The sequence below is a fragment of the Lebetimonas sp. JS085 genome (assembly GCF_000523295.1).
Lineage (GTDB): Bacteria > Campylobacterota > Campylobacteria > Campylobacterales > Nautiliaceae > Lebetimonas.
On the sequence record NZ_ATHR01000001.1, the window covers coordinates 608980 to 633937 of the forward strand.

Annotated in this window: 23 protein-coding genes; 14 read left to right on the forward strand and 9 right to left on the reverse strand. The window is 32.8% G+C overall.

The window, feature by feature from the left end; all coding sequences use genetic code 11:
* Positions 1–9 precede the first annotated feature (9 nt).
* From DZ68_RS0103395 to flgK, 6 genes are all read left to right on the forward strand, one after another.
* A complete protein-coding gene (locus tag DZ68_RS0103395; protein WP_024787250.1) occupies positions 10–1251 on the forward strand; it encodes an MFS transporter in 1242 nt (413 codons plus the stop codon).
* Between the two features lie 258 nt (positions 1252–1509).
* Complete coding sequence (locus DZ68_RS0103400) at positions 1510–2508, forward strand: flagellar basal body P-ring protein FlgI (RefSeq protein WP_084021776.1); 999 nt, start codon at positions 1510–1512, stop codon at positions 2506–2508.
* Positions 2509–2556: 48 nt separating this feature from the next.
* Positions 2557–2829 (forward strand): rod-binding protein, encoded by a 273-nt coding sequence (locus DZ68_RS0103405; protein WP_024787252.1) that lies wholly within the window; start codon positions 2557–2559, stop codon positions 2827–2829.
* Between the two features lie 58 nt (positions 2830–2887).
* Entirely contained in the window at positions 2888–3067 is a 180-nt protein-coding gene (locus DZ68_RS0103410; protein ID WP_024787253.1) for a flagellar biosynthesis anti-sigma factor FlgM, read from the forward strand.
* 31 nt (positions 3068–3098) lie between these two features.
* On the forward strand, positions 3099–3509 hold the full coding sequence (locus tag DZ68_RS0103415) for a hypothetical protein (protein WP_024787254.1): 411 nt from the start codon (positions 3099–3101) through the stop codon (positions 3507–3509).
* Between the two features lies 1 nt (position 3510).
* Positions 3511–5673 carry a flagellar hook-associated protein FlgK gene (gene flgK, locus DZ68_RS0103420; RefSeq protein WP_024789456.1) on the forward strand — a complete coding sequence of 721 codons (2163 nt, stop codon included), beginning with the start codon at positions 3511–3513 and terminating at the stop codon, positions 5671–5673.
* On the opposite strand, the gene DZ68_RS0103425 is transcribed toward flgK, so the two are convergent.
* The gene (locus DZ68_RS0103425) at positions 5666–6310 is read right to left on the reverse strand and encodes a hypothetical protein (protein WP_024787255.1); all 645 of its coding nucleotides are present in this window, start codon (positions 6308–6310) and stop codon (positions 5666–5668) included. The two genes, flgK and DZ68_RS0103425, sit on opposite strands and share 8 nt — an antisense overlap.
* 48 nt (positions 6311–6358) lie before the next feature.
* Here DZ68_RS0103425 and DZ68_RS0103430 point away from each other — a divergent pair, with 48 nt between their 5' ends.
* From DZ68_RS0103430 to DZ68_RS0103440, 3 genes are all read left to right on the forward strand, one after another.
* Positions 6359–7090 (forward strand): TIGR02757 family protein, encoded by a 732-nt coding sequence (locus DZ68_RS0103430; RefSeq protein ID WP_024787256.1) that lies wholly within the window; start codon positions 6359–6361, stop codon positions 7088–7090.
* A gap of 65 nt (positions 7091–7155) precedes the next feature.
* Entirely contained in the window at positions 7156–7842 is a 687-nt protein-coding gene (locus DZ68_RS0103435) for a F0F1 ATP synthase subunit A (protein ID WP_024789458.1), read from the forward strand.
* Positions 7843–7867: 25 nt separating this feature from the next.
* Entirely contained in the window at positions 7868–8386 is a 519-nt protein-coding gene (locus DZ68_RS0103440; RefSeq protein WP_024787258.1) for a thiamine phosphate synthase, read from the forward strand.
* 61 nt (positions 8387–8447) lie between these two features.
* Here DZ68_RS0103440 and DZ68_RS0103445 read toward each other — a convergent pair whose 3' ends face one another.
* Positions 8448–9275 (reverse strand): prephenate dehydrogenase, encoded by an 828-nt coding sequence (locus DZ68_RS0103445; RefSeq protein ID WP_024787259.1) that lies wholly within the window; start codon positions 9273–9275, stop codon positions 8448–8450.
* Positions 9276–9345: 70 nt separating this feature from the next.
* Between DZ68_RS0103445 and bamA the strand changes: the two genes are divergently transcribed.
* Positions 9346–11529, forward strand: coding sequence for an outer membrane protein assembly factor BamA (gene bamA / locus DZ68_RS0103450; RefSeq protein WP_024790722.1), 2184 nt, complete (start codon positions 9346–9348; stop codon positions 11527–11529).
* On the opposite strand, the gene flhB is transcribed toward bamA, so the two are convergent.
* Positions 11521–12570 (reverse strand): flagellar biosynthesis protein FlhB, encoded by a 1050-nt coding sequence (flhB, locus tag DZ68_RS0103455; protein ID WP_024787261.1) that lies wholly within the window; start codon positions 12568–12570, stop codon positions 11521–11523. The two genes, bamA and flhB, sit on opposite strands and share 9 nt — an antisense overlap.
* 40 nt (positions 12571–12610) lie before the next feature.
* On the opposite strand from flhB, the gene bioD reads away from it, so the two are divergent.
* Together bioD and DZ68_RS0103465 are read left to right on the forward strand one after the other, a co-directional pair.
* Positions 12611–13228 carry a dethiobiotin synthase gene (bioD, locus tag DZ68_RS0103460; protein WP_024787262.1) on the forward strand — a complete coding sequence of 206 codons (618 nt, stop codon included), beginning with the start codon at positions 12611–12613 and terminating at the stop codon, positions 13226–13228.
* Positions 13229–13633, forward strand: coding sequence for a hotdog domain-containing protein (locus tag DZ68_RS0103465; protein ID WP_084021777.1), 405 nt, complete (start codon positions 13229–13231; stop codon positions 13631–13633).
* On the opposite strand, the gene DZ68_RS0103470 is transcribed toward DZ68_RS0103465, so the two are convergent.
* Genes DZ68_RS0103470 through DZ68_RS0103490 form a run of 5 tightly spaced genes read right to left on the reverse strand, consistent with a single transcriptional unit; the run spans position 13634 to position 18239 of the window.
* A complete protein-coding gene (locus DZ68_RS0103470; RefSeq protein WP_024787264.1) occupies positions 13634–15034 on the reverse strand; it encodes a DEAD/DEAH box helicase in 1401 nt (466 codons plus the stop codon). It lies immediately after the preceding gene.
* A 17-nt stretch (positions 15035–15051) separates the two neighbouring features.
* Entirely contained in the window at positions 15052–15600 is a 549-nt protein-coding gene (locus DZ68_RS0103475; RefSeq protein WP_024790723.1) for a DUF2393 family protein, read from the reverse strand.
* Positions 15597–16265: a bifunctional phosphoribosyl-AMP cyclohydrolase/phosphoribosyl-ATP diphosphatase HisIE gene (hisIE, locus tag DZ68_RS0103480; RefSeq protein WP_024787265.1), complete on the reverse strand. Its 669-nt coding sequence runs from the start codon at positions 16263–16265 to the stop codon at positions 15597–15599. The genes DZ68_RS0103475 and hisIE overlap by 4 nt, the downstream gene beginning before the upstream one ends.
* Positions 16255–17316, reverse strand: coding sequence for a prohibitin family protein (locus tag DZ68_RS0103485; protein WP_024790724.1), 1062 nt, complete (start codon positions 17314–17316; stop codon positions 16255–16257). Before DZ68_RS0103485 ends, hisIE begins: the two co-directional genes overlap by 11 nt.
* Before the next feature lie 2 nt (positions 17317–17318).
* Entirely contained in the window at positions 17319–18239 is a 921-nt protein-coding gene (locus DZ68_RS0103490; RefSeq protein ID WP_024787267.1) for a branched-chain amino acid transaminase, read from the reverse strand.
* A 64-nt stretch (positions 18240–18303) separates the two neighbouring features.
* Between DZ68_RS0103490 and DZ68_RS0103495 the strand changes: the two genes are divergently transcribed.
* Positions 18304–19767: an aldehyde dehydrogenase family protein gene (locus tag DZ68_RS0103495; protein ID WP_024787268.1), complete on the forward strand. Its 1464-nt coding sequence runs from the start codon at positions 18304–18306 to the stop codon at positions 19765–19767.
* Positions 19768–19858: 91 nt separating this feature from the next.
* Here DZ68_RS0103495 and recO read toward each other — a convergent pair whose 3' ends face one another.
* Positions 19859–20476, reverse strand: coding sequence for a recombination protein RecO (gene recO / locus DZ68_RS0103500; RefSeq protein ID WP_024787269.1), 618 nt, complete (start codon positions 20474–20476; stop codon positions 19859–19861).
* An 87-nt stretch (positions 20477–20563) separates the two neighbouring features.
* Between recO and gltB the strand changes: the two genes are divergently transcribed.
* Entirely contained in the window at positions 20564–24937 is a 4374-nt protein-coding gene (gene gltB / locus DZ68_RS0103505; protein ID WP_024787270.1) for a glutamate synthase large subunit, read from the forward strand.
* The last annotated feature ends 21 nt before the right edge of the window (positions 24938–24958 follow it).

Genomic DNA, 24958 nt, shown 5'->3' on the forward strand with positions numbered 1-24958 from the left:
AGGATATAAATGGTCTATTTAAGTCTTTTAATGGCTATAAGGTTTTTGGGGCTTTTTATTGTTATGCCGCTTTTATCGTTATATGCATTAAGTTTAAACGGGGCAAATGCGTTTAATGTGGGTGTGGCGATGGGGGCATATGCCCTTTCACAGGTTTTTTTACAGATTCCTTTCGGCAGATGGGCCGATAATTATGATAAAAAAAAGATTTTAATAACAGGCCTTTCATTGCTATTTTTGGGAAGCATAGTCTGTGCGTTTTCAACAGACATATATATGCTGATTTTTGGTAGGCTTTTACAGGGTGCTGGCGCAATAGGAGGTGTAATTCTGGCTTATATAGCGGATTTGACCGATGAAAACACAAGGGCAAAATCATTTGCAAAAATGGGACAGTTTATTGCCCTGAGTTTTGCGCTTTCTATGGTTTTGGGACCTACCGTAGGTGCAAAATGGGGGGTTGACAAACTGTTTTTACTGACCGCACTTTTAGCACTGTTTTCAATCTGGCTGGTTACCAAAAAAATTCCGAATCCACCAAAAATTGTCCATCATCAGGCAAAAGCCACTTTAAAAGAAGTCTTAACGCATAGGGAGCTTTTAAAACTTTTTTTCTCTGGTTTTATGCAAAAAGGTCTTATGACTGTCTTTTTTATGATTACTCCTATTGTTTTTACAAAAAATCTCGGCTGGGATAAAATGGATTTATGGAAAGTTTATATTCCGGCATTGATTATAGGTATTTTCGCACTGCCTCTCGGTGCAATTTTGGCTGAAAAAAAAGAAAAAGGGAAACTGGTTTTTATTTTAAGCGCCGGTTTAATAACGATATCTTTGTTTTTATATTCAATTGAAAATATTATCAGTGATTTTTTGGCGGTAATAATATTCTTTTTCGGATTCAATATGCTCGAGCCTGTTCTTCAAAGTTTTGTAAGCAAAGTGGCAAGGGCAAATCAGAAAGCAACCGCACTTTCAACATCAAACACTATTCAATATTTAGGAATTTTTTTAGGCGGCGCGGGGGCAGGTATTTTTATGAAATATAATTTATTAAATTTGTTTTTAATTTTAAGCGCAATTATCGGAATTTTATGGGTAAGCGCACTTATTAAAATGAAACCTGTTAAAAAATTTAAAATCGTGGAATATAAAGAATTTGATAAAGATTTTATAGAAGAGATTAAAACCGAACAAAATGTATATGATTTTTATGAAAAAAACGGTGTTTTGATAGTAAGATACATTTAATTGCTTAGGTGAATAGTGAGTGGTGAGTAGTGAGTTTTAGGCTGTCAAGTGGCTAAGTATCAAGTTAAGAATGTAAAGTAAAAAGTGAAATTTTACATTTTTAACTTTTCACTATTTATTATTTAAATCTCTACTCACAATTCACAACTCACAATTCACAACTCACCACTCACAACTCAAAACTCACCACTCACCGCTCTCACCACTCACTATATAATTGGAACGAAATTTGCTGCTTTTAAATAAAAAAGGCTTTAAATGTCAGCAAAAGTCGACGGTTTTGAAAAATTTTTGGCAATTATGTTTTTTACAATTTTTTATATGTTCATTTCTACCAATCTTTTTGCCGATAAAATTAAAAATATTTCATCAATAATAGGTGTAAGGGACAACCAGCTAATCGGGTACGGACTCGTTGTAGGATTAGACGGCACCGGAGATTCGACATCTTCAAAATTTACAAATCAGACCCTTTCAAATCTGCTTAAAAATGTAAATGTAAAACTTGACCCAAAAGACATAAAATCAAAAAATGTAGCTGCCGTAATGGTAACTGCAACCCTCCCGCCGTTTGCTAGGGAAGGAGATAAAATCGATGTGACAATATCTTCAATAGGTGACGCCACTTCTCTTGAAGGGGGAGTATTGCTTATTACACCGCTAAAAGGTGTAAACGGAAAAATTTATGCCCTGGCACAGGGGCCTGTAAGCATGGGAGGATTTAATCTAAAAGGAGGCTTAAAGCAAAAACATTTTACAACAACAGTAAAAATTCCAAACGGGGCTACGGTTGAAAGAGCGGTTGTATGGGATATATATCATCAGAATTTTGCCACTCTTTCACTTAAAAGAAGTGATTTTGATTTGGCTGTTAACATTCAGAATACATTAAATAATAAATTCCGCTCTCATGTCGCCGTTGCAGTTGATCCAAGAACAATAAAACTTAAAAAACCGCAAAAGCTTTCCATGCCGGAATTTTTGGCAGAGGTTGAGAATACCGATATCACTGCCCAAATGCCTGATGTTATTGTAATAGATGAAAGAACGGGAACAATAGTTGCTGGAAGTAATGTAACGGTAAAACCGACAGTTATTACTTACGGTGATTTTGTAATAAAAATTAAAAAAGAAACAACTATTTTAAATTTAACGCAGATGTTTCAAAAATTTAAAGCAACGCCGCAGGACATTATCGCTATTTTGGAAAACTTAAAAACCAGCAGCGCAATAAACGCAAAACTGATAATAAACTGATAATAAATCTTAGATGATGGATGTGTAAAATTTAAAAAGGAGAAGAAAATGAGCAATTACAATATAAACATAGGTATTCATCATAAAATAAATTTAAAAGAAAAAAATCTGAAAAAATTAAAACAAAACTGTAACGCATTTGAAAGTGAAATATTAAATTTTTTTTTAAAAAAAGCCTTAAAAGATGAATCAAAGCTTTTTCCCGAAACACCCGGGGAAAAAATTTACAAATCTATGCAAATAGAACAAATTTCAAAAGAGCTGGGCGGAAATTTCGGATATTCACAGCTTTTATTTAATTATTTAAAAAAAGATATTTAAAAAAATTTGAAATTTGCCGATATGGTTGGGTAGAATAACAATAAAAAAAGGTTTATAAATGATATCAAGAGTTGGAATAAATCAAACAAATTTAATATCTACCCAGCCAGAAAAAAAAGAAGTTAAAAAAACACAAAATTCTGGAAGGGTAGAAGAGATTAAAAAACAAATCGAAGCCGGAACATACAAAATAGACTTGGACAAAACAGCAAAAGCTTTAGCCAAAGCGCTTCTTTAATCTCTTCACCCTTCCCACAAAAGGAAGGGTTATGCTTACAAAAAAAATAAATGAAATAAATGATGTTTTAAACAATTTAATCTTTTTAACAAAAGAAGATATAACTGCTATAAAAAATGCAGACCACGAAACTATATTTTCACACACAAAAACAAAAGAAAATTTAGCCAAAAATTTTTCTTTTTTAAAAAGTGAAATAGATTCAATACTGCTAAGCAGAAACAAACCCATAGAAGAAATTTTTTCACCTCAGGAAGAAATTCTATTTGATGAATTCAGGGAAAATTTAAGCAAATTTAATTCCCTTCACAAAAAATTTTCTGTATTGGCCCTTGGTGTCGCAAATTTTTATAATGCACTTATGAATGAAATAAAAAATGAAAAACCTCTAAATTATAAAAATGAAAACATCTTAAATTCAAAACTCAGCTTAAAGGCATAAAATGGGAATTTCATCAGCTTTTAACATAGCACAGACCGGTCTAAACGCACATCAAAAGGCAATTGACGTAACCTCAAACAATATTGCAAACGCATCAAATAAGGCATATACAAGACAAAGGGCTGAATTTTCCACGCTTGGAGATGTAAACACCATCCCCGGCGATATAGGAATTGGGGTTCAGATAAAAAGCATTGTCCGGATAAAAGATATTTTTTTATTTAACAGGTTTACTCAAGCTTCGGCTAATTTACAGAATTTATCGGCTCAGGAAAAATACCTTCAGGAAATTTCAACATATTTCCCGGATACCACAGACAATGGTATATATAAAAATTTAAAAGATTTTTTTGATGCATGGCAAAATTTAGCATCAAACCCCAATGATTCAAGTGTAAAAGTAGATTTGGCATCAAAAACAAAAATTTTGGCTGATTCCATAAAACAGGTCAGAAATTCAATTACAGATATAAAGCAGAATATAAACAGCGAAATAAAAACGAAAACAGATGAAGCGAATGATATTATCAAAAAAATTTCCGAACTTAACAAAAACATATACGCAAATGAAGCAAACAATATTGACCATGCAAACGATTTAAGGGATGAAAGGGATAAACTTGAAAAAAGACTAAAAGAACTTTTAGATGTCAAAATTTATAAAAACGGATTAAAATCATTTAAAAGCGGGGGAAGTTCAAATATTGATTACGAAAAAAACTATTCCATTTCTCTTAGCGGATATCCTCTTCTTGACAATTCCACATATTATCCTATCAAACTGACGGACAATCACGGAGATGTGGATATAAATATTCAAAAAGAAGACCATACGCTCACTGATATTACAAATAATATAAACGGGGGTGAAATAGGAGGGCTGTTAAATATAAGAGGCAAAGAGATAAATGAAAAAGGTGAACCGACTGACGGAATAATAGGGGAAATTCTAAATAAACTCGATACTTTTGCAAGCAGCTTAATAAAAAATGTAAATTCTCTTTATTCCCAGGCGGCACAGTCGAATGCAGTGTCTGATCAGATAAATGTTCCAATAAGTATTTCCCATGATTTGGCCAACAAACCTTTAAGCTCTTTGAATAATATTTTATTACACCCTATAAGAAACGGAAAAATCACATTAAATATTTATGATGATAAAGGGAATTTTATTAAAAATATTTCAGTATCCGTTAACAAAAACGATTCATTAAACGATGTAATCAATAATATAAACAATGCTTTTAACTCAAACGGGATAACCGACACCCAGGCAAAACTCTTAAACGGGCAATTAAAATTTGTTAACAGTCAAAACGCTGAAGCTTCAAATGTATTGGTAAAAGATGACGGAAGTACGCTTTTTAGTGCAATGAATGAAATAGAATATCTGCCTATAAATAAAATAAATCAAACCCAACTTCCGCTTCCGATGGAAAACGGCTCTTTTGATTTAGTAGTATATAATGACAAAGGGAAAGAGTTAGCCAAAAGAAAAATTATTATCAACATGAATTCAAATGATCCTAAATATTCCACTATTGAGGGAATAGTTTCTCAAATTAATACACCAAATATCGACGATAACAACGACAATAATCCAGATAACGACGTTGACGATTACTATAACGCCGGTTATTTAAACGGAAAATTTATTCTTTCCAAAAAAACAGATGAAAATACATATGTGGGAATAGATGAAGACAGCGCAAAATTTGGAGGGGCTATTGGAATAAACAAATTTTTCACGGGAAACAACGCTGAAAATATAGATATAAAAAAAGAGCTTTACGAAACCCCGAGTAAAATTCAGGCAAATAAAACACCGAGCTCAGGAGACAATAAAATAGCGAATTCCATTTTACAGCTTCAGTTTGAAAAACTCAATTTTTATGAGAAAAACAATATTTCCAATGAAACTGTTTTTGAATATTACAGAAATATAACAGGAGAACTTGCCGATAAAACGAAAAACATATCTTCAAAAAAAGAAGTTGCCCAGACACTTATGACAAATATTTCAAACGAATATTACAGTGTCAGCGGGGTTAATATAGACGAAGAACTGATTAATCTGGAAAAATTTCAAAGAGGATATCAGGCAAATGCAAAAGTCATTACCACTATAAACCAGATGCTTGATAGCCTCTTTAATATCAGATAGATTTATCATAATCTATCTGAATAATATCTTCCAATAAATCCCATCCAAAATGCATAACATCAATTTCTGTTATTTTATCCAGATATTTTCCGTTATCATTCATAATGGTATATAATTCTGCCGTCATTTCGGACTTTGGATAAAAATTGCTCGCAACGACATCTTGTTTTTCCCCGTTCATTTCCACATTGTTTGGTAAAAGCAAATCACAAAATTTGTTATAAATTTCATTATCCGGTTTTTTAATGTCACAAGCGCTGTAGCCTATTTTTATTTCATTTATATCGGGATTTTTTTCATATTCAAAATATCCGTCGCCGTTTGTTTTTAAAAGCAGAATAATATCCCCCGTTTTAAAATTTTCATTTATTATTTTGTCAATATCTTTATTAATATAATCAATATCCTCCGCCGTAAAAATTTTATTTTCAATTTCTATTTCAATGCCCTCAGGATTGATTCCTGTCAAATCTTCATTTAAACTCAACGCTTCCGCTTCCCCGCTGTCAAGATAAGCCGCAACATTCTCTTTTAGTCTCTCAATTTCTTTTGAATCATCCAAATCGTAATCATCTAAATTTATAAGATATGAATAATCATAAATTTTAATAATATTCGTATCGCCTCTGATTATCATTTTGTCTCCTCTTTTTATATAATTATAACAAATTATCAAAGAGAAAAAATGGAAAAATTAAAAAAGAAATTAGACAGTTTGATAGATAACAATATTTATGAAATAAATGAAAAAAAACTCGATCCAATTATGATAGCCCAAAAACATAATGATGAATATATAGCGTTAACTGCAGCCCTCTTCTCCTACGGAAATGTAAAAGCCATTTTGAAATTTTTAAATTCAATTGATTTTAATTTTCTTGAAACAAAAAAAATACCGACAAATCTTTATTACCGTTTTCAGACCAAAGAAGACATATATCAGTTTTTTAAAGCATTAATCAGTATGAAAAAAGAATATTCTCTAAACGATTTGTTTTTAAAAGGTTATAAAAAAGAAAATAATGTAATTGATGGACTAAAAGAAATAATAAAAAAAATTTATGAAATTAATCCTTACAAATCAAAAGGATACGAATTTTTAATAGGCAAAATCCCAGGTAACAAAACCAAAGGTGTCAGCCCGTATAAAAGATGGAATATGTTTTTAAGATGGATGGTAAGAGACACTGAGCCTGATTTAGGATTATGGAAAAATGTTAAAAAAAGCGATTTAATTATTCCGCTCGATACGCATACCCATAAAGTTTCTTTAAAATACGGTTTATTAAAAAGAAAAACATATGATCTGGCAGCTGCTATAGAATTAAGTGAAAATTTAAAAAAATTTGATCCAACCGACCCTCTTAAATACGATTTTGCACTTTACCGAATAGGACAATTTAAAATAAATTTGTAAAAAAATTTAAAATTTATTTTAATTAAGCATTAAATTTGATACAATTACATAAAAAAGGACTTTATATGGAAGATAGAATTTGGCTGATTTTTGGATTTTTAGGCCATTCTCAGGAAGTTCAGCTAACAGTTCATGTTTTATTGGCGGCTTTTTTATCCGTTTTTGTTGCAAAACTTGCCACAAGAAATCTTCAAATTGTTCCAAACGGATGCCAAAATGTTATGGAAGCTGTAATTAACGGAATGCTATATGTAGGAGAAGATATTACAAACAAAAAAGTTGCAAGAAAATATCTTCCTCTTGCAGGAAGCCTTGCTATTTTTATTTTTATGGGTAACTTAATGGAAATAATCCCCGGATTCGAACCTCCTACCGGAAATGTTAATTTAACGCTTACCTTGGCATTAATCGTATTTTTTTATTATCATTTTGAAGGAATAAAATCTCAGGGAGTGGGACATTATATTGCCCATTTTGCAGGACCTGTAAAATGGCTCTCTCCCCTTATGTTCCCCGTTGAGGTAGTTTCTCATTTTTCAAGAATTATTTCCCTTGCATTCAGGCTTTTTGGTAACATTAAAGGTGACGATTTGTTTTTACTTGTTTTATTGATGTTGGCACCCTGGGTATTTCCTCTCGCAGGATTTGCCTTAATGAGCTTTTCTGCATTCTTACAGGCATTTATTTTTATGGTATTGACTTACGTATATATTTACGGAGCAGTAACAGGTCAGGAAGAAACACTCGAATAGGTAAAACCTATTCTTCTTCAATTTTATGCTAACTTATTTTATAACTGATCCCAAATATCCCCTTACAAATATATTTAACTCAATAAAAAAATATAAACCAAATTTTGTGTGTTACAGAAATAAAAAATATTTTGATGAAAATGAAATAATTGAATTTGTCAGTTTTGCCAAAAAATATTCAACTGTTTTTATAAATTATGATGATTTAAAAAATGATAAATTACTTCAATATTTTGACGGTATTCACTTTCCGACTTCTAAGATAAATTTAGCCCTAAATTATCCAGATAAATTAAAAATAGCTTCAGCCCATTCAATAGAAGAAGTAAAAAAAGCCAAAAATCTAGGATTTGATTATATTACTTTCTCTCCTGTATTTTATTCAAAAGGACGCAAAGGTGTAGGAATTGAAAAATTAAATGAAATTTGTGAAATTTTTCCAAACACCATAGCACTCGGCGGAATTATCAGCGAAAAAGAAGTAAAAGAAATTGAAAAATCAAAAGCCATTGGATTTGGTGGCATCAGATATTTTTTTCATTAAAAAATAAAATTCAATTTTTTCCTACTCACTACTCACCATTCACAATTCACTTTTACATCAACTACATTATCTTATGCAGTTTGTTTCCATTTTCCATCCAAATTCTGAGCTCGTCCCATTCACTGTTTTCTATTAAATTTTTTGCCAGTTTCAGCTCTTTTTTAAATGCTTCTATAGCCTTTAAAAGATTGCTTTTATTTTCTCTGAAAATGTCTTCCCACATTTTGGCATTGCTTTTTGCAAGCCTGCTCATATCTTTAAATCCACCTGCGGCAAGAGTAACAATATTTTCTCCCTCTTCCTGGTTTAAAACCGCATTTGCCAAAGAAAAACTTATGATATGCGGCATATGGGAAATAAAAGCCGCATGTCTGTCATGGGAAGAGGCTTTCATAAACTTTATTTTCATTTTTAAGTATTGGAACAAATCAATTGCCACTTCTTTTTGTTTTTTACCGCTATCTTCTATATCACAAACAACCATTATTTTATTTTCATACAAATCTTCTATTGCAGCGTTCGGGCCGGAATACTCCGTTCCGGCCATAGGATGGGAAGCAACCAGATTTTTTCTTATATTTTTTGGACACTCTTTTATGATTGTCTCTTTGGTAGAACCAAAATCTATAATACTCACATCATTTTTAAGCGGCATTTTCGAAAGTTCTTTTAATGCCGAAATAATCCCTCTTATCGGTACAGACAAAATAATAACGTCAGCTTTTATTAAATCAGAAAATTCAACTATTTCATCCACAAGGCCCAATGTTAAAGCCTCTTTTTGATGAAGGGGATTATGATCAACTCCTATAATTTTTTTGAAATAATTTTTTGAAGAAAGTGCGAAGCTCCCTCCCATTAGTCCCAAACCTACTACAGCGCAAACCATATAACCTCTTTTTGAAAAAATTATATCACATATTTGGTATAATTTCTCTTAATTTGAAAAAAGGATTATAATGAAGAAAATTATTTTTGCATCTTTACCTTTTATTTTATTTGCAAATATTAAAACAATAACTTATCAGGGTTTGATACATATATCCCCCGTTACGGCAAATACAATAATTTCTGTGCATCCTGGAGATGAATACAATATAAAAAAAATAGATGAAAGTATTAAAAAACTGTATGAGACAGGTTATTTTAAAAAAATAAAAGTTGATTACACCAACGATAAACTTACATTTATATGTCAGGAAAAACCAATTATTTCAAGACTGGAATTTGAAAACCTCTCAGAAGAACTTAAAAAACTTTTAAAAGAACAAAACATTCTTCCCAAAAAAGGAGAAATTTACAAAAAAGAAACTTTTGAAAAATTAAAAGATTTTATCGAACAATATTATCTGGCAAAAAAATATTTTAACACATATATCAATATAGAAAAAACCTATATCAGCCCCACAAAACTTTATATAAAAGTAATAATTGTAAAAGGTAAAAAAATAGATATAAAAGAGGTTAATTTCTACGGTGCAAAACAGATAGATAAAAGCGATTTAATTGATTTAACAGAAAATCAGCCAAAGACCTTCTGGTCATTTTTACCAATCTTTAATTCAGGCGAGCTTAATGTATTCAAACTGCCTGAAGACAAGAACAATATACAAAATTATTATTTCAATTTAGGCTATATGGACTCAAAAGTGTCCATGCCTCTGGCCAAGGCAAATATTGATGATTACAAAGCCGTAATTGATTATAAAATACACGAGGGGAAAAGATATAAGGTAAAAAAAATAAATATAGACTATCCTAAAAATATTAAAGTAAAAACACCTGAGCTTGAATTAAAGCCCGACAAATATTTTAATGTATCGGCTCTTAGGGAAGATTTAAAGAATATAACACATGCTTTTCAAAATATAGGTTACGCTTATGTAAAAGTATTCCCTGAAATTAAAAAGAAAGGGGAATTTGCTTTTATTACTTATAAAGTAATACCTGGTAAAATTGTATATATAAGAAATGTGACAATTTCCGGAAACACAAAAACACTTGACAGGGTTATAAGAAGAAATATTTTTATAGCACCAGGAGATAAATATTCTTACCAAAATATTACAGATTCAAAATACGCCCTTCAAAGAACGGGTTATTTAGAAGATGTAAAAATAGAAGAAAAAAAAGTATCAGACAATCAAATAGATTTAAACGTAAAAGTAAAAGAAGGCCTCAGCGGAACACTAAAAGCCGGTATCAGCTACGGAAGTTATTCCAAATTCGGTGTTTCTTTTTCTATTACGGAAAAAGATATTTTCGGAAGCGGACAAAAACTCTCAGCCAGCGCCGATTTATCAGCAACCAGTAAAACTTACGCTTTTTCATTATATAATCCAAGGGTGTTTGATTCAAAATTTTCAATGAACACATCTATTTTTAACAGTGAATTTCAAGGTATTTCATACACTTCCAAGAAAAAAGGGTTTACATTAGGCATCGGTAAAATGCTAAGCAGAAATTTAAATTCAAATATTACATACGGATTTACAAAAACAGAATTAACCAATTACGATCAAAATTTAACATATTTAAAACCGACCAGTACAAAAAGCTATGTTATCGGTTCGATAAGATACAATTCAACAGATAATTATTATTTTCCAACACTCGGAATGAATGCCGGTACAAGTGTTGAATATGCCGGGATCGGGGGAGATGAGAAATTTATAAAAACAATAGGCAGTTTTAAATATTTTTATCCTCTAAAAAATTCAACATATGAAACATATGCCGTATTAAAATACAGAATAAAAGCCGGGGCAATAAAAAACAATGGTTATTTGCCTATCGATGAAAAATTTTATTTAGGTGGTATAGGAAGCGTAAGAGGTTTTGCTTCTTATTCTATTTCTCCTAAAGACAGCAACGGAAATTATATAGGTGGTAAATATGAATTTATAACAGGGCCCGAAATTTCCACACCGATTAACAGAAAAATAAAACTCTGGGCCAGCGCTTTTGTTGATTACGGTGCTGTGGGAGAGAACAGCTTAAATATTTCAAGAGCGTCAGCCGGTGTTGCAATTAACTGGATAACTCCTGTAGGACCTCTTACTTTAGTGTTTGCAAAACCTATTAAAAAAGAAGAAGGGGATAACACCAAAACATTTGACTTTTCTATCGGGGCATCATTTTGAGTTAGCCCTGAACACATAAGCCAGAATTTCCGCCACAGCTTTGTATAATTTTGGCGGAATAATTTCATCCAAATCCACTAATTTATATAATTCTCTTGCAAGCGGCGGATTTTCCACAATCATTATTCCGTTTTCCCTTGCTATTTCTTTTATTTTTAGCGCCAGATGATTGGTTCCTTTTGCTATAACCCTAGGAGCTTCGTCTTTAGTTTTATCATACCTCAGTGCCACCGCATAATGGGTAGGGTTTGTAATCACAACATCGGCTTTTGGAACTTCGGCTATCATTCTTTTTCTTGCCATCTCTCTTTGGAGTTGCCTTATTTTGGCTTTTATTTCAGGATTTCCTTCGGTCTGTTTGAATTCATCTTTAATTTCCTGTTTACTCATTCTGAGAGACTTTTTATAAGAGTATCTTTGATAAATAAAATCTATCAGGGCAAACACAAAAAAAACTCCGAGCATAGCCATTATAATTAAAGCAGCTTTATTTTCAAGCCATTTAATCTGATTAAAAAAATCCATAAGTTCAAGATTTGGAATTTGGGTAAAAAATGTCATAAAAAGCCAAAAGCCCACCAAAAAAGAAATAAAAACCTTTAAAGTGGTTTTAACCCCTTCTACCATTTTTTTTAAAGAAAAAAGATTTTTAAGACCTTTAAAAGGGTTTAATTTATCAAATTTAGGAGTAATTGGTTTTGTGGTAAATAAAAAACCAAACTGGCTTACATTTGCCAAAATTCCAGCAATTACTACAACTAAAAAAATAGGAAACATTACAACAAAAAAATAAAAAGCGCCTTTTACCAAAATATTAAAAATCAGATTTTTATTAAATTCGACACCTATAAAAGAATAAAAATATTTAAAAAAATCTTCAAAATAAAAAGCAATATATTTAACATAAAAAAATAGAACCAATAATGCCAAAAAAAGCACAATAAAGCCTGCTGTTTCTATTGATTTTGCTACATTTCCCTCTTCTCTTGCTTTTTGAATTTTACGCGAGGTGGGCTGTTCGGTTTTTTCTTCGTCAGCCATTAACTGCCTTTTTTATTATAATTATACAAAAAGGTTTTGAATGAATATATTTATTTCGGCAGATAATACAAATTCCGGAAAAACATACACCGCTATAAAACTTATTGAAGCTCTTTCAAAAAAAGGGTATAAAGTAGGCGTTATGAAGCCCATTGAAACTGGAGTGGAAAAATATCCGGAAGATGGAAAAAAATTATTTGAAGCAGCATTAAAATACAATAAAAATTTAAATAACCTGACACTAAAGGATATTGTACCTATCCAGCTGCACCTTCCGGCAGCTCCAATTGTTGCGGGAGAGATTGATTTTGAAAAAATAAAAAAAGCTTATTATAAAATTAAACCATTATGTGATATTTTACTTATTGAAGGTGCCGGAGGTTTATTAGTTCCAGTAACAGAAAATTTTAAAATGCTAAATTTCTTAAATTTTTTTAATGCAAAACTTTTTTTAGTTATTTCAAGCCGTCTTGGAATGATTAATGATTTTTTATTAAATAAATTCTATTTGGAAAACAACAGTATTGATTATATCTGGGCTATTAATCTGTCTGATAAAAATTATTTTGATATATCCCATCCTTTTATGAAAAAATTCAATCCTATGTTTATTCAAAAAGATTTAGATAAAATAATAAAAAAATTATTAGGAGAATAAATGAACGAATTTGAAGTGGAATTAAAAACACATACAAAATATCTGCCTAAATTCGGAAGACTGATTGAGCTTAAAAAAGATTACGCAAAAGTAATATTGGATACCTCGGAAGAAATGGCTGTCGATGAGTACGGCTTAGTTCACGGAGGATTTACATTCTCGGCAGCTGATTTTTGTGCCATGGCCACTGTAAACGAACCTTATGTTGTACTGGTCAGAAGCCAAAATGAATTTTTGGCCCCTGTTAAAGTAGGTGAGAGTGTTGTATTTGAAAGTGAAGTAATGATGAAAGAAAAAAGAAAATGGGAAGTGAAAGTAACAGGAAAAATAGATGAGATTAAAGTTTTTGAAGGGATTTTCGGATGTGTTGTTTTAGATAAACACGTATTAAAGAAGAATGTATAATTATCTTCTTCTTCCTCTATTATATCTATTGCCTCTTTGATTCCTGTTTTTGTAATTTCTTCTGCCTGAATTAGAATTGGAGCTATTAAATTTTTCTCTTTCAATCAATCTTTTTGCCTCTTTTAAACTTTTGCCTATTCTTTCTTTTCCTTTTGCTTCTTTTTCAAAAAGCATGGCCGCAAATTTAGTTGCAATGGTGAATAAATCAAATTCATTTTGAAGTTCTTCTATGATTTCTATAGATTTCGGACTTGCGTCAATATTATTAATTTTTTCTATTATTTTTTTAATTTCTGTATTTTTAACATCTTCAAGTGTAGGTATTTCTTTAAGAGTTATTTTCGAAATTTTTTCTATCTTGCTAAGAGCTTTAAATTCATACGGAGTAACAAGCGAAATAGCCATCCCCTCTTTCCCTGCCCTTCCTGTTCTTCCAATTCTATGAACATAACTTTCAGGATCAAGAGGCAAATGATAATTAAACACGTGGCTTACGTCGTTAACATCAAGCCCTCTTGCAGCCACATCTGTAGCTACCAATATATCAAGTTTATTGGTTTTAAAATTTCTTATAATAGTTTCTCTTTTTCTTTGTTCCATATCTCCGTGAAGTCCGCTTGCATTTAATCCAATGCCCTTTAAATATTCTGCAACATCATCCACATCCCTTTTTGTTCTACAAAATACTATAGCCTTGCTTGGGGCTTTATAATCAATAAGTCTGATTAACGCGTCTTTTCTTTCATGCTCATCAATAACATAACAATATTCTTTAATATTTTCATTTGTTACGTTTTGTTTTGTAATTTTTACAAATTCAGGCTCTTTTAAAAATGTTTTTGCAAGGTTTAAAATCTCTTTTGGCATTGTTGCGCTGAAAAGCAGTTTTTGGGCATCATTTGGCACAAATTTGAAAATTTCTTTTATATCGTCCAAAAAGCCCATATCAAGCATTTCATCCGCTTCATCAAGCACTACAAATTTAGGAGCTATATCTATTCTTCCGCTGTTAAGTAAATCAATAAGCCTTCCCGGAGTCGCAACTATTACCTGAGAAGTTTTTATCTGTGAAATCTGTCTATTGTAACTGCTTCCTCCGTATACACTGGCTGTATGAATTCCCAAATCTCTGCCGTATCTAAATATTTCTTCACTTACCTGAATGGCAAGTTCTCTTGTAGGGGTTACAATTAATGCTTTCTCCCCTTTCTTAAGCATATTCAAAATAGGAAGTCCGAATGCAGCCGTTTTACCGGTTCCTGTCTGGGCCTGTGCCACTATATCTTTTCCTTCTAAAATCAGGGGGATCGCTTTTTCCTGAATAGGAGAAGGTTTTTCAAATCCAATCTCACTTAATCTATGCAATAATTCTTTTTTTAAATTAAAATCGCTAAAATTCATCTGTTTCCTTTTTATTTTTAATGACAATACAACTTATAATTAATATAGGTGTTTGTAAAATAGGGAGGATAAGGCACAATGGCAGAAAAATTTTTAATCTCTCCGGGAATCAAATTTTTTACAATTATTCTTGTCGCTTTAATAGTATTTGGCTTTTGCTGCTGTTTTTCTTTTGCTCCAAATATACTAAGGCCTCCAGGTTTAAAAAAAGTTCCTTTTGGAACCTTTCCGCCCCATCCGTTATTTACAAGTTTTATTTCAAGCTTGCAATAATTTATTTTAAATTTACCTATATTTTTAACTTTACCTTTAACTACTAACGTTTCATTGATAAGCACTCTTCTGTTTCTAACATCAATCAGTTCGGCTTTTTTGGTATATTTTTCCAAAATAATAATACTAAGTACCGCACCAAAAGACGTAACCAAAAAAGAAGCAAATATCATACTTATAACAAGCCCGGTTTTATTACCGGCAGCTTTAATGGATAAAAAAGTCAAAAATATAAATAAAATTAAAAAAAAAGCCAGGCTCAGCCAGTGAAGAAATGTAAAATAGGGAATCATTTTTTTCGGTTCCTTTTTTCTTCTATACCGCTTACGCCTTCTCTTCTTTTCAGCTCTTCCAAAATAGCCTCCGGATGTATATTTTTATACGCCAGAGCCACTAAAGCATGAAAAGCCAAATCAGCAGCTTCATAAATTATTTCATCTTTTTTATCATCTTTAATAGCAAAACAAAATTCACCTGCTTCTTCAACAACTTTTTTAAGTATTGTGTTTTCACCTTTTTTGTATAAAGAGGCTACATAAGAAGTTTTGGGCGAAGCGTTTTTTCTATCAAGTAAAGTATGATAAAGCTTATCTGTGAAATTATACTCTATTTCTTCCTCTTTGTCGAGTATTATTTCACCGCTGTCCAATTTGGTAAAAAAACATGATTTCCTGCCTGTATGACAGGCAACTCCGTTTTGTTTCACTTTAAGTAAAAGTGTATCATTGTCACAGTCAAGCAAAATTTCTTTAACTTCCTGGGTATTGCCGCTGCTTTCCCCTTTTTTCCAGAGTTTATTTCTTGATCGGGAAAAATAGTGGGCAAACCCTGTTTTTTGGGTAAGTTCAAGCGCTTCTTTATTCATATACGCAAGCATTAAAACCTCATTTGTATCCGCTTCCTGAACTATTACAGGCACAAGCCCCCCGTTTTTTTCAAAATCAACTTTATTTACCATTACTCAAAGCCTTTTTTTTATCATCGATATTCATCCATATATTAGGAACTGCCCCACCAGGGGTTAAGAATATCTTTACATTAGGATTGACTTTAAGCGCATCGTTAAATTTGCCCTGAACTTCTATTTCTTTAAGTTTTAACAAATTATTTGTAAGTGATTTAGAAATAATTATATTTGCTTTTGCTTCAGCGCTGGCTTCAATAAGTTTTGCATCAGCTTTCCCCTGGGCTTCTATTTTTGCCGCATTGGCTTTACCCTGGGCTATTGCCGCTTGTTTCTGGGCTTCCTGCTCGGCTCTTAACACTTCATATTTTGCCCTTTCGGATTCTTGTTTTGCAATTTGAACCCTTTCTATCTGTTTTCTTATATTTTCAGGCAAAACAATATCCCTTAATTGAAAACTTTCAAAAATAACAGGTTTATGGTCTATTTTATTTAACGTGTCTCTTATTTGTGTTTCTATCTGCATGGCAATTTCATTTCTTTTTACAGGTAAATCTTCGGCCGGGTATTTTCCTATTACATTTCTTACCACATCTCTTACTATAGGATTAATTATTTTATCTTCCCAGTTCAGACCGTATGTTTTTATGGTGTAAGCCGCTTCATCGGGGTTTATCCTGTAACTGACAGAAAGTTCAACCGTAATAGGCAAACCTCTTGCATCAAGCACGTTAATAGCGGGATAAACTTTTATTGTTCCGTATCTGTCGGGCATAGTTCCGGCTTCTTGTATTCTTTTATAACTTATCATATGAACCTTGGTATCTACAATAATCACCTTTTGAATAACAGGGACATAAAAATGCATTCCGGGATATAGCGGCTCTTTGGAAAATTTTCCTGTCGTGGACAAAATACCGATTTCTCCTTCGTTTACAATAATCCAAGGTCTGAATAAAATTCCAAAAACAATGATTATCCCTATTATTATTAAAGCGAGACCGCTGCCTCCTTTTATAAATTTCGGAGGTTCAAACTTCGGAGGTTCGAAACCCGGTTTTTTGTTATTGTTTTTATTCATCCAATCATTTAAATCAGCAGGCATAATTATCCTTCAATAAGCGTCAAATAATGTTTGTAGCCTTTATCTTTTCCATAAACTACATCAAAATACGCTTCTTGTAATTCTTTTGTAATTTCCCCTCTTTTACCGCTGCCTATAATTCTTCCGTCAACTTCTTTTACGGGAGTAACTTCTGCGGCGGTTCCGGTAAAAAACGCCTCGTCAGCGATATAAACCTCATCTCTTGTTATTCTTCTTCTCTGAATTGGAATATCTCTTTCACGGGCAAGTTCCAAAACAGTCGCCTGGGTAATACTTTCAAGAGAATTGTCATTTGGAGGGGTTATTAAAACACCGTCTCTTACAATAAAAAAGCATTCCCCGCTTCCTTCAGCGACAAATCCTTCCTCATCAAGCATTAAAGCCTCTTCATATCCGCATTCAACCGCTTCATATTTTGCCATTTGAGAATTTAGATAATTAGCGGCAGCTTTAGCTTTTCCAAACATTGATTTTACAGAGTTTCTTACTAAAGAAGAAATCTTAACCCTGATTCCGTTTTCCAACCCTTCTTCACCGAGATATGCACCCCATTCCCATGCGGCAATTGCAACCCTTACAGGAGCTCCTATATGATAAAGTCCCATTTTTCCGTAACCAAGAAAAATCAAAGGTCTTATATAAACATTTTCTTTAAAATCGTTTTTTCTAAGTAGTTCTATCTGGGCATCTTCCAATTCTTCCTGGGTAAAAGGCACATCAATTTTTACTATTTTAGCAGAATTTAACAGCCTTTTTGTGTGGTCCTGAAGTCTGAAAATAGCAAGTCCGTCTTCGGTTTGATAAGCCCTGGTTCCTTCAAAAACTCCGTTTCCATAATGAAGTGTATGAGTTAAAACATGTACTTTTGCCTCATTCCATGGAACAAAATTTCCATCCATCCATATGTATTTTGCTTCGTTCATTTTTAGCCTTTTTTAGCGATATTTTATCATAAATTTGCTATAATTAATACAAAAAGGAAAAACAATGGGTTTCTTGGAAAGATTTTCGGAAATATTTAACACAAAAAAACAAGATTTTATTGCAAAAAAACTTATAGGCTCAAATGAAGAAGACGGAGAAATCGGAGAAATTATCAACCCGTATCTCAAACAGGTAACTACAAAATATATTAAATGCGCCCCTGAAGATGCAAAAAGAGCCCTTGAAACAGCAAAAAATGCATTTGATAAAACAAAAAACTCCTCTTTGGCACAAAGAATCGCCTGGATTGAAGATGTTGCAAAAAAACTTGAAGAGCAAAAAGAAGAATTTGCACAATACATCACCCTTGAAGTTGCAAAACCGATTTCGCAGGCAAAGGTGGAAGTAACCAGGTGCATTGAAAATTTAAAAATAACAGCTGCTGCGGCTTACGATATTGTCGGAGAAACAATTCCCACAGATGCAACTTTTAGCGGTGTTAAAACTACATCATTTTATAAAAGAGTCCCGCTTGGGGTGGTAGTTGCGATAACACCATTTAATTTTCCTCTTAATCTTGTAGCCCACAAAATTGCCCCTGCCCTCATCTCCGGAAACAGTGTGGTATTAAAACCGACTCCGGAAGCTCCATATACAGCCTATGCATTTGCAAAACTTTTTATTGAAAGTAAATATGCAATTAAAGATGCCTTAAGTGTAGTTTACGGAGATGCCGAAGTTGGAAGTACTCTTATTAAAAGTGGAGTTCCGAGAAAAATAAGCTTTACAGGAAGCGTTCCTGTAGGAAAAATAATTACACAAAATGCCGGAATCAAAAAAATAACACTTGAACTCGGCGGAAACGCAGCAACATTTGTAGAAAATTCGGCTGACCTTGACTGGGCGGCAAAAAGATGTGCAATAGGGGCTTTTGCAAACTCAGGTCAGGTATGTATTTCACTTCAGAGAATTTATGTAGATAGCGAAATTTACGAAGAATTTGCCCAAAAACTGGCAGTTGAGGCGGCTAAATTAAAAGTCGGCAATCCTTTTGAAGAAGATACATTTATGGGGCCTTTAATTAATGAAGATGCGGCAATCAGGGCTGAGAGATGGATAAATTCCGCAGTTAAAGAAGGTGCGAGAATAATTTCCGGAGGAAAAAGGGAGGGGAACATTTTAACTCCTACCATTTTAGCAGATGTAACGGATGATATGAATATAATCTGCGAAGAAGTGTTTGCCCCAATTGTCAGTTTAGTAAAAGTCAAAAGTTATGAAGAAGCTTTAAATAAAATAAACAACTCACCTTACGGTCTGCAATATTCAATTTTTACCAACAGAATAGATTTGATGCAAAAAGCAATCAACGATTTTGAAGCCGGAGGCGTAATAATCAACGACATTCCGACATTAAGATTTGACATCCAGCCTTATGGAGGGGTTAAACTCTCAGGTATTGGAAGGGAAGGTCCTAAGTTTGCAATTGAGGATATGACAGAAATTAAAACAGTAATAATTAGATAAATGTTAAATGCTAAATTATTATTTTAATTAAACATTAGGCATCATTTTTCACCACTCACTACTCACCACTCACTACTCACCACTCACTTTTTTATATTCCAAGAGATAATATTTTCCAGAGTTTTTCTATTTCTTCGTCAGAAAAAAGGATAGTTTTTTTTTCGTTAAACAATATATCTATTTTTTCCGCGTCAAAACCGTCGGACATAATACATTTTTCGTGGGCCACTAAAAAACTTCTTGCAAGCGCAATTTTTTTATCAACTTTTTTTTCGCACAAAAAACAGTTTTTGTCTTTATAGAGTCTCCCCTCTTTTTCAAGCAATCCCGCATAATGTTCGATTATTGCCCTTTTTGCATCTCTTTGATGCAGAGATTCGGCCAATCGAAACAATGAATCATAATAAAAATTATCAACCCTGCTTACATCTGTAAAATGAATATTTAAAAGTCTTACATATTCTTTAAAATAAAACAGTTTTTCCCTTTCGAATAAAAATTTAAAAGGAATCTGAGCCACATTTCTTAATCTTTTTATAGTGCTTTTATAATTTTCTTCTACAACAAAATCTATAAAAAAACCACTATTTATATAAGAATGTCTCGCACCGTAAAATCTGTACAAACTCAGCACTTCAGTATTTGTTATAATTTTTACAATTAAATCTTCGTCTCTTACCCTCACTGTGTTTAATATTAAGCCTCTCATAAAAAAATTATATCAAAAAGAGCGTTAAAAATATGCTATAATTAGAAATTATAAAATTAGGATAAATAACCTCTTAAAAGGAAATATATGTCAGGATTAGAATTTAAAGACAACTGTGGCTTCGGAGTAATAGCCAATATTAAAGGAAAAACTTCTCATAAATTAGTAAATGACGCACTAATTTCACTTGAAAGAATGATGCACAGGGGTGCTATTGCAGCTGATGGAAAAAGCGGTGACGGCAGTGGACTTCTTTTTTCAATGCCTGAAAAATTTTTTAAAAAGATAGCAAAAGAAAACGGTATAGACTTACCTGAAAATTTTGGTATAGGCGTAATTTTTTTAAAAAATGAAAATCAAAAAACAACAGTGGAAGAAATATGCGAAAAAAATGATTTAAAGGTGGCTCTTTGGAGAGAAGTACCTATAAATATTGAAGTTTTGGGGGAATTTGCCTTAAAAACCCTTCCTAAGATTTATCATGCATTTATAATTCCAAATTCCATTATAGCAATAAAAAGATTCGAAGAACTTTTATATCTGACAAGAAAAGAGATAGAAAATTTTATAGAAGACAAAGAATTTTACATTCCTTCTTTTTCAAGCAAAAAAGTGGTTTATAAAGGTCTTTTAATGCCAAATTATTTAAAAGAATTTTATCCTGATTTGGCAGATAAGGATTTTGAAATTTATTTTGCTTTGTTTCATCAAAGATTTTCTACAAACACCCTGCCGGAATGGAGACTGGCACAGCCTTTCAGATTTATAGCCCATAACGGTGAAATAAATTCAATACAGGCCAACAGAATAAACACGCTGATTAAAAGCGAATCAGTAAAATCGGATGTATTCAGCAAAGAAGAATTACAAAAGCTCCTTCCGGTAATAAGATTCGATGAAAGTGATTCAAGCTCACTTGACAGGATGATGGAATTTTTAATAATGAACGGAATGGATTTTTTCAAGGCTGTAAGGGCGCTAATTCCAATGCCTTGGCAAAACGCCCCTTATCTTGACAGCGAATTAAAAGCGTTTTATGAATATTTTTCAACACGTTTTGAAGCATGGGACGGACCTGCCGCTATCAGTGTGAGCGACGGGAGATATATTGCCGTAGTACTTGATAGAAACGGGCTCAGACCAGCAAAATATACAATCACAAAAGACGGCAGAATTTTAATAGCAAGTGAATACGGGGTACTTGATTTGAACGATACAGAAATAGTAGAAAGAGGAAGACTTCAATCCGGCCAGATGATTGGAGTTGATACAAAATTTGGAGTAGTGCTTAAAAATAAAGATATAGACGAATATCTTAAATCAAGCAATCCTTATACAAAATGGCTTAATGAAAATATGATTTATCTTCAGGAATATATTGAAAATCCATACAGTATAGACGAAAATATCAATTTAAACGATTTGGTTTATAAACAAAGATACGCCGGAATAACCAAAGAAATTATAAATTTGGTAATAAAACCTATGATGAGTGATGCAAAAGAGCCTACCGGAAGTATGGGAGACGACTCGCCTCTTGCATGTTTTAGCGATTATCCTTTTAGAAGTTTTAACGACTTCTTCAGACAAAAATTTGCCCAGGTAACCAACCCTCCTATTGATTCATTAAGAGAAAAAATCGTAATGAGTTTAAACACAGGTTTTGGAGAAGTTCACAATATTTTGGATGAAGCACCGGAGCATGCAAAAAGGGTAAAAACAACCTCTCCTATTCTCACCCAGACAAAGCTTGAAGTATTAAAAAGCTTCGGTGACGAAAATTCACCTAAATTTGAAAGTGACTATAAAAACGCCTTTTATTCAACACTGTTTAAAAAAAATTTAAAAGAGACTCTTGAAAAATTAACAGATAAAATAGTAAAAGACGTAAAAAACGGTGTTAGAATCATTTTTCTTGACGACAGAAATATAGATAAAGACCACAAAGCCATACCGATGGCCATGGTAATCGGCAGACTCCATAAAAAACTTCTGGATAACAAATTAAGACATCTTACAAGCATAGTGGCTATTACAAATGAAATTACAAACCCTCATGATGCGGCTGTACTGATAGCGTATGGGGCAAGCGCCATTTATCCGTATTTACTGTTTAAAACAGTTACCCAAATAGCAAAAGAAGAAAACATAGACAGGGAAGACGCTTTATTTAACGTTCATTCGGCACTTAATAAAGGTATTTTAAAAATAATGTCAAAAATGGGAATTTCCACAATTGCAAGTTACAGAAATTCTGCCCTAATGGATATAATCGGCTTAAGCGAAGAAATTACAAAAGAGTGCTTTATAGGAAGCAAAACCCTGCTTTCTGGATTAACATATAAAGATATAGAAGAGAAAATTAATATCCGTCACAAAAAAGCATTTGAAGAAGACAAACTCGATGCCGGAGGAGTTATAAAATACAGACGAAACGGAGAATACCATGAAATAACTCCGGAGCTGACCAAAACATTCAAAAGAATGTTAAGCGGAGAAAAAAAGGATTATGAAGAATTTAAAAAATTAGTTGAAAACAGACGGCCGACATATATAAGAGATTTCCTTGACATAAATTCAGATAAAAAGCCGGTTTCAATTAATGAAGTGGAAAGTGCCCAGAATATTGTTAAAAGGTTTATAGGCGCAGCTATGAGTATAGGAGCATTAAGTCCCGAAGCCCATGAAATAATTGCCCAGGCTATGAATGAACTCGGAGCTAAAAGCAATTCCGGTGAAGGAGGGGAAGATAAAAAAAGAAATAAAACAATAAAACAAAGTAAAATTCGCCAGGTTGCATCAGGAAGATTCGGTGTAACGCCTGAATATCTGGTCAATGCCGAAGAAATTCAGATAAAAGTGGCCCAGGGTGCAAAACCAGGTGAAGGAGGACAGCTGCCGGGCTTTAAAGTTTCTACATATATTGCCAAACTAAGACACACCACACCTGGTAAAACATTAATTTCACCTCCTCCGCATCATGATATTTACTCAATTGAAGATTTGGCTCAGCTTATATTTGATTTAAAACAGATTAACCCAACAGCCACAATCAGCGTAAAATTAGTTTCAACCGCCGGGGTAGGGACTATTGCCGCCGGGGTAGCCAAAGCATATGCCGATAAAATAGTAATAAGCGGAAGCGAAGGCGGAACAGGTGCCGCCCCTCTAACATCTATAAGACATGCCGGCAACCCATGGGAAATCGGCTTGATAGAAGCCCACAATTCATTAAAAGAAAACCAATTAAGGGAATTTGTTTCTCTGGAGACAGACGGAGGATTAAAAATTGGAAAAGATGTAATATTCGCTGCCCTTTTGGGAGCGGAATATTATGCGTTTGGTACAAGTTTGTTAATGGCGGTTGATTGCATATTTTGCAGAAGCTGTCAGACAAATAAATGTCCGGTAGGTATTACTACTCAAAATCCCGATTACAGGGCTAAATTTAAAGGCAATGTTGATAAAGTAAAAAAATATTTACTTAATCTTGCCGAAGATGTTAGAGAACATCTGGCAAAAATGGGATACAAAAGTTTGGATGAAATAATAGGCAGAAACGACTTAATAAAAATAAAAGACATTCCAGAAGCTAAAAAATTTGATTTTTCAGCACTCTTTAGAAAAGTAGAAGGTTTAAACACAAAACAAAAAGAAAACGTTCCGTTTGATAAAAACGAGTTTGAAAAAGAATTACTAAATAAAGTAATAGAAACAATTAAAAATCCAAACCATAAATCTGTGGTAAAAGCAAAAATCATTAATTTAAACAGAAGTTTCGGGGCAAGAATAAGCGGTGTAATAGCAAAATATTACGGTGACAACGGTTTAAATGACGATTCTATTATTTTTGAATTAAAAGGTGTAGCAGGGCAAAGTTTTGGGGTATTTTTAAGTAAGGGCGTAACATTGAAACTAAACGGAGTTGCAAACGATTATGTAGGTAAAGGCATGGCCGGGGGGAAAATTATAATTACCCCTAAAAAAGAAGGGGCGGCGGCAGGTAATACATGCCTTTATGGGGCAACTGCCGGAAAACTCTTTATTGCGGGTATTGTAGGTGAAAGATTTGCAGTCAGAAATTCCGGAGCCGTTGCAATAGTGGAAGGAACGGGAGATCATCCTTGTGAATATATGACAGGCGGGGAAGTTATAATTTTAGGAAAAACAGGTATCAATTTCGGTGCCGGTATGACCGGCGGAGTGGCATTTGTATATGACAAACATCACGATTTTGTAGATAAAATAAACCCTGAACTTATAGAAATCAGGAGAATAGATATAGATGAAAACGAAAAACCGAAAATTTATCTTAAAAAAAGACTTATAGAATATTATAATGCCACAGGAAGTGAAAAAGCTAAATTTATTTTAGATAACTTCAGAAGCGAAGTAAGACATTTTTGGCTTGTAACACCAAAAGACAACCGCCCGCCGCTTGATCCAAACGATATGGATTAATTTTTTTCTTTAATAAATAAA

Excerpts from the sequence above, each read along its gene's own strand:
- DZ68_RS0103470 (WP_024787264.1), bottom strand. The coding sequence starts at position 15,034 with ATGAATTTTAGCGATTTTAATTTAAAAAAAGAATTATTGCATAGATTA.
- DZ68_RS0103395 (WP_024787250.1), top strand. The coding sequence starts at position 10 with ATGGTCTATTTAAGTCTTTTAATGGCTATAAGGTTTTTGGGGCTTTTT.
- flhB (WP_024787261.1), bottom strand. The coding sequence starts at position 12,570 with ATGGCTGACGAAGAAAAAACCGAACAGCCCACCTCGCGTAAAATTCAA.
- DZ68_RS0103440 (WP_024787258.1), top strand. The coding sequence starts at position 7,868 with ATGCTAACTTATTTTATAACTGATCCCAAATATCCCCTTACAAATATA.
- flgK (WP_024789456.1), top strand. The coding sequence starts at position 3,511 with ATGGGAATTTCATCAGCTTTTAACATAGCACAGACCGGTCTAAACGCA.
- DZ68_RS0103465 (WP_084021777.1), top strand. The coding sequence starts at position 13,229 with ATGAACGAATTTGAAGTGGAATTAAAAACACATACAAAATATCTGCCT.
- bioD (WP_024787262.1), top strand. The coding sequence starts at position 12,611 with ATGAATATATTTATTTCGGCAGATAATACAAATTCCGGAAAAACATAC.
- DZ68_RS0103490 (WP_024787267.1), bottom strand. The coding sequence starts at position 18,239 with ATGAACGAAGCAAAATACATATGGATGGATGGAAATTTTGTTCCATGG.
- DZ68_RS0103485 (WP_024790724.1), bottom strand. The coding sequence starts at position 17,316 with ATGCCTGCTGATTTAAATGATTGGATGAATAAAAACAATAACAAAAAA.
- DZ68_RS0103410 (WP_024787253.1), top strand. The coding sequence starts at position 2,888 with ATGATATCAAGAGTTGGAATAAATCAAACAAATTTAATATCTACCCAG.
- DZ68_RS0103405 (WP_024787252.1), top strand. The coding sequence starts at position 2,557 with ATGAGCAATTACAATATAAACATAGGTATTCATCATAAAATAAATTTA.
- DZ68_RS0103415 (WP_024787254.1), top strand. The coding sequence starts at position 3,099 with ATGCTTACAAAAAAAATAAATGAAATAAATGATGTTTTAAACAATTTA.
- DZ68_RS0103495 (WP_024787268.1), top strand. The coding sequence starts at position 18,304 with ATGGGTTTCTTGGAAAGATTTTCGGAAATATTTAACACAAAAAAACAA.
- DZ68_RS0103435 (WP_024789458.1), top strand. The coding sequence starts at position 7,156 with ATGGAAGATAGAATTTGGCTGATTTTTGGATTTTTAGGCCATTCTCAG.
- hisIE (WP_024787265.1), bottom strand. The coding sequence starts at position 16,265 with ATGGTAAATAAAGTTGATTTTGAAAAAAACGGGGGGCTTGTGCCTGTA.
- gltB (WP_024787270.1), top strand. The coding sequence starts at position 20,564 with ATGTCAGGATTAGAATTTAAAGACAACTGTGGCTTCGGAGTAATAGCC.
- DZ68_RS0103475 (WP_024790723.1), bottom strand. The coding sequence starts at position 15,600 with ATGATTCCCTATTTTACATTTCTTCACTGGCTGAGCCTGGCTTTTTTT.
- DZ68_RS0103445 (WP_024787259.1), bottom strand. The coding sequence starts at position 9,275 with ATGGTTTGCGCTGTAGTAGGTTTGGGACTAATGGGAGGGAGCTTCGCA.
- recO (WP_024787269.1), bottom strand. The coding sequence starts at position 20,476 with ATGAGAGGCTTAATATTAAACACAGTGAGGGTAAGAGACGAAGATTTA.
- bamA (WP_024790722.1), top strand. The coding sequence starts at position 9,346 with ATGAAGAAAATTATTTTTGCATCTTTACCTTTTATTTTATTTGCAAAT.
- DZ68_RS0103430 (WP_024787256.1), top strand. The coding sequence starts at position 6,359 with ATGGAAAAATTAAAAAAGAAATTAGACAGTTTGATAGATAACAATATT.
- DZ68_RS0103425 (WP_024787255.1), bottom strand. The coding sequence starts at position 6,310 with ATGATAATCAGAGGCGATACGAATATTATTAAAATTTATGATTATTCA.
- DZ68_RS0103400 (WP_084021776.1), top strand. The coding sequence starts at position 1,510 with ATGTCAGCAAAAGTCGACGGTTTTGAAAAATTTTTGGCAATTATGTTT.